Below are 544 nucleotides of genomic sequence, written 5' to 3'. Positions count from 1 at the left end.
GCCGCACCATGGAATGGCGTCAGATCGCCGCCCATCAGGGCCTGAACTCCTCCCAGGCGGCCTCCCAGCGTTATCAGCGGCTGGTGACCCGCCTGGAAGAAATCCGCCAGGGCGTCCGGTAGCCGGGGACCACACACATGACGAACCAGCCCGAACAGTTGTTCACGGCCATCGATTCCCTTCTCGCCGCCGTCGACGACGGCACCGTCCTGCCCGCCCCAACCGAACGGGCACGCCTGCGAGAAGCCGCCGGCCTCACCCAAGCTGCCGTCGCCCAGGCCCTGGGTGTGCGCGTGCCGAGCATCACCGCGTGGGAAGCTGGCCGCGCCGAGCCCAAGGGTGAACGCCTGGAGGCCTACCGCCGCCTCCTCGAGGGCCTCGCCCACCGCTACCCCAACACCACCCCAGCAACCGGCCCGAAACCGCTCCTCACTCCGCCCGAACCGCAGGAGGACGCGGCCTCGGCCGCACCGCCAGAGGAAGCCGCCACCAAGGAGCACCCCGTCGCACCCTTGGCGCCTGCGGGGCAGGGACCGGCCCGGCT

General features: G+C 71.5%; 1 protein-coding gene. It reads left to right on the top strand.

The features are described from left to right. Positions 1-137: 137 nt before the first annotated feature. Positions 138-544: helix-turn-helix domain-containing protein (locus tag J1C73_RS09330; RefSeq protein ID WP_207315919.1), on the top strand; the 407-nt coding region annotated here is incomplete at its 3' end.

Source organism: Streptomyces laculatispora, assembly GCF_017353455.1.
Taxonomy (GTDB): domain Bacteria; phylum Actinomycetota; class Actinomycetes; order Streptomycetales; family Streptomycetaceae; genus Streptomyces; species Streptomyces laculatispora.
The sequence above is the reverse complement of the archived record's forward strand: the minus strand, read 5'-3'. Positions and strand labels throughout refer to the sequence as shown.